This window comes from Paenibacillus haidiansis (assembly GCF_036553665.1).
Taxonomy (GTDB): Bacteria; Bacillota; Bacilli; order Paenibacillales; family Paenibacillaceae; genus Fontibacillus; species Fontibacillus haidiansis.
In genome coordinates, this window is sequence record NZ_JAZHPZ010000039.1 from 1 (window position 1) to 5230 (window position 5230).

At 45.9% G+C, this 5230-nt stretch carries 8 protein-coding genes and 2 pseudogenes; 2 read left to right on the top strand and 8 right to left on the bottom strand.

The window, feature by feature from the left end; all coding sequences use genetic code 11:
• Nucleotides 1–25: 25 nt before the first annotated feature.
• The 8 genes and pseudogenes from V3851_RS26825 to V3851_RS26855 all read right to left on the bottom strand — a co-directional run bounded on the left by V3851_RS26825 (nucleotide 26) and on the right by V3851_RS26855 (nucleotide 4596).
• A complete protein-coding gene (locus V3851_RS26825) occupies nucleotides 26–1069 on the bottom strand; it encodes a YkvI family membrane protein (RefSeq protein ID WP_331849422.1) in 1044 nt (347 codons plus the stop codon).
• A gap of 252 nt (nucleotides 1070–1321) precedes the next feature.
• A complete protein-coding gene (locus V3851_RS26830; RefSeq protein ID WP_331849429.1) occupies nucleotides 1322–1645 on the bottom strand; it encodes a CBO0543 family protein in 324 nt (107 codons plus the stop codon).
• Nucleotides 1646–2605: 960 nt separating this feature from the next.
• Nucleotides 2606–2680 carry a CHASE3 domain-containing protein gene (locus V3851_RS27055; RefSeq protein WP_081494688.1) on the bottom strand — a complete coding sequence of 25 codons (75 nt, stop codon included), beginning with the start codon at nucleotides 2678–2680 and terminating at the stop codon, nucleotides 2606–2608.
• Nucleotides 2681–2692: 12 nt separating this feature from the next.
• On the bottom strand, nucleotides 2693–2863 hold the full coding sequence (locus V3851_RS26835; RefSeq protein ID WP_007779739.1) for a hypothetical protein: 171 nt from the start codon (nucleotides 2861–2863) through the stop codon (nucleotides 2693–2695).
• A gap of 16 nt (nucleotides 2864–2879) precedes the next feature.
• Nucleotides 2880–3538 (bottom strand): annotated as a pseudogene (locus tag V3851_RS27060) (spore germination protein).
• Nucleotides 3496–4020, bottom strand: coding sequence for a spore germination protein (locus V3851_RS26845; protein WP_178075803.1), 525 nt, complete (start codon nucleotides 4018–4020; stop codon nucleotides 3496–3498). Before V3851_RS26845 ends, V3851_RS27060 begins: the two are co-directional and overlap by 43 nt.
• Nucleotides 4021–4149: 129 nt before the next feature.
• Complete coding sequence (locus V3851_RS26850) at nucleotides 4150–4380, bottom strand: hypothetical protein (protein WP_128630839.1); 231 nt, start codon at nucleotides 4378–4380, stop codon at nucleotides 4150–4152.
• A 12-nt stretch (nucleotides 4381–4392) separates the two neighbouring features.
• The gene (locus V3851_RS26855) at nucleotides 4393–4596 is read right to left on the bottom strand and encodes a hypothetical protein (protein ID WP_331849427.1); all 204 of its coding nucleotides are present in this window, start codon (nucleotides 4594–4596) and stop codon (nucleotides 4393–4395) included.
• 198 nt (nucleotides 4597–4794) lie between these two features.
• On the opposite strand from V3851_RS26855, the gene V3851_RS26860 reads away from it, so the two are divergent.
• Nucleotides 4795–5043 (top strand): YuzF family protein, encoded by a 249-nt coding sequence (locus tag V3851_RS26860; protein WP_074730212.1) that lies wholly within the window; start codon nucleotides 4795–4797, stop codon nucleotides 5041–5043.
• A gap of 82 nt (nucleotides 5044–5125) precedes the next feature.
• Nucleotides 5126–5230, top strand: a pseudogene (locus tag V3851_RS26865) (manganese catalase family protein); the annotation flags it as partial.

Sequence of the window (5230 nt, forward strand, 5' to 3'; positions counted from 1 at the left end):
AATCAACTTATAAAAATATGGAGACTTAGTCCCTGGGCATCCGTTGAACTGCTAAAAAAATAAGAAGTATCAAACCCATATACCCAAATAGCGGATAAAGATAAGTAAGTAAGGAGGTGAAACCGGCTTGACTAATCAAAAAACTAGCAAGTAATATGCCAAGAACCAACCAACTTTTAGGAAGATTATAAAGACTTTGGATTTGACGAGAAATTCCGAATACATTGCCTATCAATGTGGTGAATATTTCTCCATAGATTACGAGCAAAAACAATACATGAAAATACCGCCCGAAATCTCGAATAATCTCGGCCATCGGAATATCGTATTGAAGAATCTCGGGCATCTTTGAGCTCATTGCAAAATGGCTGACAAGAAGCATAAAACCAAGACCAATGCCTCCCCAAAACCCTCCCCATTTTAATGCGCTTTCGTCATCCACCTCACTCCCCAGAGGAACCATAACGGCTAGAATAAAAGCAAAATTCAATCCTGCATACACAAACGGACTCACGAACCACTTCAAATTGTACAGTTGTTGGTTCTGCCAACCGACTATATCAAAAATATTGTCTATTCTGACAACCTTTACGACAAGGAGAATAGTGAAAAAAAGCATCATGGGAACAACTAACGAGTTTACGAACATAATTCCGCTGATTTCCTTCGTCATCACCAGATAACACAAAACGATGCTGATGATAATACCCAGTTGATAGGGTAGACGGAGTTGTTCTTCGAAAATGGTACCGGTTCCTGAAAGCATCACGGCCGTTACCCCAAATAGAATAATTAAAGTCAAGGCATTTGCGACTTTGCCGAAAATCTTGCCAAACAGATAAACATTAAACTCCTGATATGAAAATGCTTTGATACGGTGAGCTAGAATCATCATTTTAGTGCCGATCCACACAAAAAGAAAGGTGCTGCATAAAATGCCTAATACCCCATAGGCTCCGTATACCGTGAAAAACTGCATAATCGACTGTCCTGAAGCAAATCCGGCTCCCACCACGGTTCCCGAATATGTTGCGGCGATTTGTATTATCATACTTGTATTTTTCTTCATATTTCACCCATGTCCTGGTATAGTATAGAATCATTAAATTCTATGCTTAAAAAAAATGCTTATTCCAAAAGGAACTCGTTGTCAGCCGTTATGACGAGAATCGATAGTGGTCCGGTAGATCATCAATTAACAAACTTGAGTCTTTAACAATGACATGGTAAATATGCAGCTCATGAATCTGGGCATGATTTTTGGAATCGGTAAACTTATGGTTTTGGCCTTTATTTATCTACCGAGGATGAATCTGTGCAATCAACGCCCCGCTTGGCGATGCTCGAAGCCAGCAGATATAGCCCCACATAGATAGGAAACGAATATGTATGTTTCCAGTGAACGGGGTGGTATAAATCGGCCATTTGTGAGACCGGCTCGGCCACAAAAGCGGAAAAACCCCCAAATAGGAGAGCCTTTATCAGCGGGTTCCGGCTTGTACTGGTTTAAGAACATCACTGTGGCGGGAAGAAGTGAAAAATTCCATGGAAAATTAGCGGGCATGAATGGTATGACTTCCCAGTGATAATGCCAAAGTCCCATGGCAATCCCAAGCTGGTTCGGCCATGATGACACGATAATCATCGTAAACCCGGATAGTAGAAACTGTCCCGTAGCCCTCTTATCCCGAAATCCGATTCAAAATAGCCAGGAGTTCGAATCGATCGAAGAGCTTGCTGAGATGTCTGTCCAACGTCTTGTCGACTTCTTGGTGCAGCACGGCAGGAACCGTTTCGAAAATCCTGAAGCGGTCGCCAAGCCTTGCAGAAAGCCGCTCGCTCTTCGTATCGATTGCCCCAAGCGATGGCGGACTCTTTCAATCTCGCTATGGCTTCGAGTATCCCGTTCCTGCAGGCCAACATAATGAGGACGCATCCTTTTCGATTCCTGTGAATACGGTCATTATATTCAGCAACTTCTGAACAGGCAATCCCGCCAGAAGTTGGACGTTACCTTTCAGCGGAAACACAATACTGTCCACAAAGCAATGGCTAAATGGAAACTCATCCCTCTCCTTGACATTTGTTGGCGTTTTTCAATTATAGCGGTTGATTCTTAATGCAGACAGGTTTTGAACAAAATTGTTTCAGTCCATCCCAGTTGCCCCAGATGCAATTTTTGCATCGATTCGGTTGTCTTGGGGCAGAGGTAGTCCGGTTTTCAACGCTTGTACTGGATGTTGGTGACATGCAGGTATCCACCTTTCCAAATTTATGCAAACAGCATTTAAGTTGTCCAGAAACGAATTATCCTATTCCGCCAAGCAGCAATCCGCATCGTGAAAGTTCCACTTTGATCCAATCTACTCCAGCCCCCGCATACAAATATCAAAGACCGGATCTGTCCATATTGGACAACAGCCGGGCTTTGGTCCTATTTCGCAGGATAAGTTGTCTTCAAAAATTATCCTTTGAATTTTCCAACTAACGCGCGAAGCGAGCAAAGCAATCACTTTCTCTCCGGCGACTTGAATTTCAGTTTTTCCTGCTAGTCCGGGTTATCGGCGACAAGTCCGAACAGAGCGTCATAGTACGTCTGCCAGTTTTAATTCCCGTTATTATAAGGATCCAAATATTGCGCTTCTCCGATTATCACAAAACCACGCTGGCCCGTTTCCATATCGACAAGATCTTATTCGATGGATTGAGCCAGGCTGTGTACTTCCATATCATGATTCGTAATAAACTCGGTTTCCTTCTGGAATGCAGCCATCTGCATCCGGTTTGCCCAGAAAGCGAGGGACAAAAATCCGAAAGGCGCTGAAATCGAATACAAACTGACCGGACGCACAGGGGGGGACATCACGGTTTCCTCCCGGTTACGCGCATCGCCGTTGCAACGTCTTCAAATAAGCTGGCCTTGTACGCATTTTGGATAGCGGCAAACGAAGCACTGTATCTTTCCAGTCGCTAGCAAAAAACGGGCTAAGTGGTTGCAAGTACGGCTGCCCGAGCGAAGTCAGTCCATGCAGGTGGATGCAGAACCAGATCAAACCAAGACCGATACCCCACATGCCAAGCCATGCCGCCAGAATCAACAGTGAAAATTGAAGAAGCTTGCTCGCATTTGTCATTAAATAATTGGGAACGAGAAAGGAGGCATGGCGGAAATGGCGATTACAATCACCATCACGTTGCTTGCGATTCCCGCCTCCACGGCTGCTTGACCGATGACAATACCGCCTACGATGCCGAGTGTTTGGCTGGATTTGGTGGGCATGCGCATACTGGCTTCCTTTAATATTTCCAGAGTCAGCAGCATGAGCAGCGCCTCCCAGAACGGTGGATATGGAATTTCACTCCGTGATTACATCAGAAGAAATAGCATCTCCAAAGGAACCACCTGATAATGATGAACCGTCACCGCTACGTAAGCCGGGGTCAAAAACAAAGCAATTACAAACGCGACAAAACGAAGTCCCCGCAGGAAGGTGCTTACCAACCAGCGATGTACATAGTCTTCTGGGGATTGAAACAAATTAAGCTCAAGCTTTTGTCCAACTGCTCGGTTAGGCTGTCTTTAGGGCCGTACACAATCGATTCCTGCTCGGAAGAATCGATGGCGCGGCCCAACTGATTCTGCTTTTTGATTGCACAAACGTTCCCGATTTCATCAAAAACAAGGATTCCTCCTTGCAAGATGAGCTCTTCGGTTTGCTGCAGCGTCGTTACTTCCACCCGATCTTCGGAAATCACCTTTTGTCCTGCTTGTTCGTCCGGGGCGTGCAAAAGGGGAAGCACGATGTCGCTTTCGACCTGATTTTGATCCACAAAGGAACGGATGTAGAACAGCTTGACTTTCCGCCCTCCCGCATCCAACTCATGCACTTGTGCATCGTGAATATCGTGAAACAATTGCTGCACGTGCTGCGGAGACAAGTTACCTGCAGGAGGTTGGGTATCGGCTTCTTTTGGCGTATCGCTTTTGTCTTGCTTTTTAAACCAACCGATCCAACGCATCGTCTCCCTGCCTTTCGCGTTCAGTCCATGTATTATTTTTCCCGATATAACAAAAAACATGCTTCGCAGTTCCGGGTTGTTGGCAGTCTTGAGATTATGAGTCGGTTCGTGAAAAAACCACCGATTTTACTACCGGTGGCTTGAATCGTGAACATTTTGCGAACACTGCTTCTCCCAGTTGTTGCAGAAGTCCTCATACACTTTCTCAACCTTGCTGTCGGATATCATGTGCCTGGCCAAAAAGTCGTACCAGAACTGATCGAAAGACAAGGGCATCCGGGTTCCATATTGGGAACGAAGGGTTACATAACGGTCCCAGATTTTGATTCGGAATGCTGCCAACTCATCACATCGCTCCATGTCGGTTCGCCTTTAAGCGGCGCTGGTGCCGCTGGGTATTTCTGACGTTTTCGCTCTTTCTTCGGCCAGCTTTTGAAATTGTTTCGCTCTTTCCAGATGAAAGGCACGCAATTGGTCGTGATATTGAGCCATTTTCATGTGCCAGTCGTGCATTTGCCTGACATAAACGGCGTGGTCATGCGTAAACATGGGCATTGCCTGTTTAGTAAACTGCATTCGATACCATTCCTCCTTGGGTAGGTGAATTTTGAACTTACAGCATCAGTCTATGGCAGACGTGTAGAAGCGACAACGGCATCCGCCCGGTTTCCGGTCATTTTTATCGGGTTGGTTGTCTCAAATGCAATCGGAAACACAACCTTCCTTCCTTCGGCATAGGCTAAATGGTAACAAGAATGAGGAGGAGATTTCATCGTGTATGCTTATCCGAATGGACTGTACAGAGAAACGGCAAATCCCGCATTATCCACAGTAACCTTGGTTGACCCGTATTTTTATCACACCTTACGCTCGCTTCAAGGAAAGACGGTGGTTATTGAAACGTTTCGGGGCCCTGTTCGGGGTACGATAACCGACGTGAAACCGGATCATGTCTTGCTGCAAACAGACAATTCCTCATTTTTTCTGCGCACGCAGCAAATGATTTGGGTTATGCCCTCTTAGCGCTCCGGCGCGGCATGAGACAAACGTTCCCTGTCATAAAGATAATAAGAACTATTAATCTGATAAGGGGATGATGTCCGCCATGTTCAAGCGCATCAATCGATTGCCCATTGCATTGCCTGTTCCCAAACATCCGGACGCCAACGCCGCGGCGGCTGTGCAGGAACTATTAGGCGGCCGTTTCGGG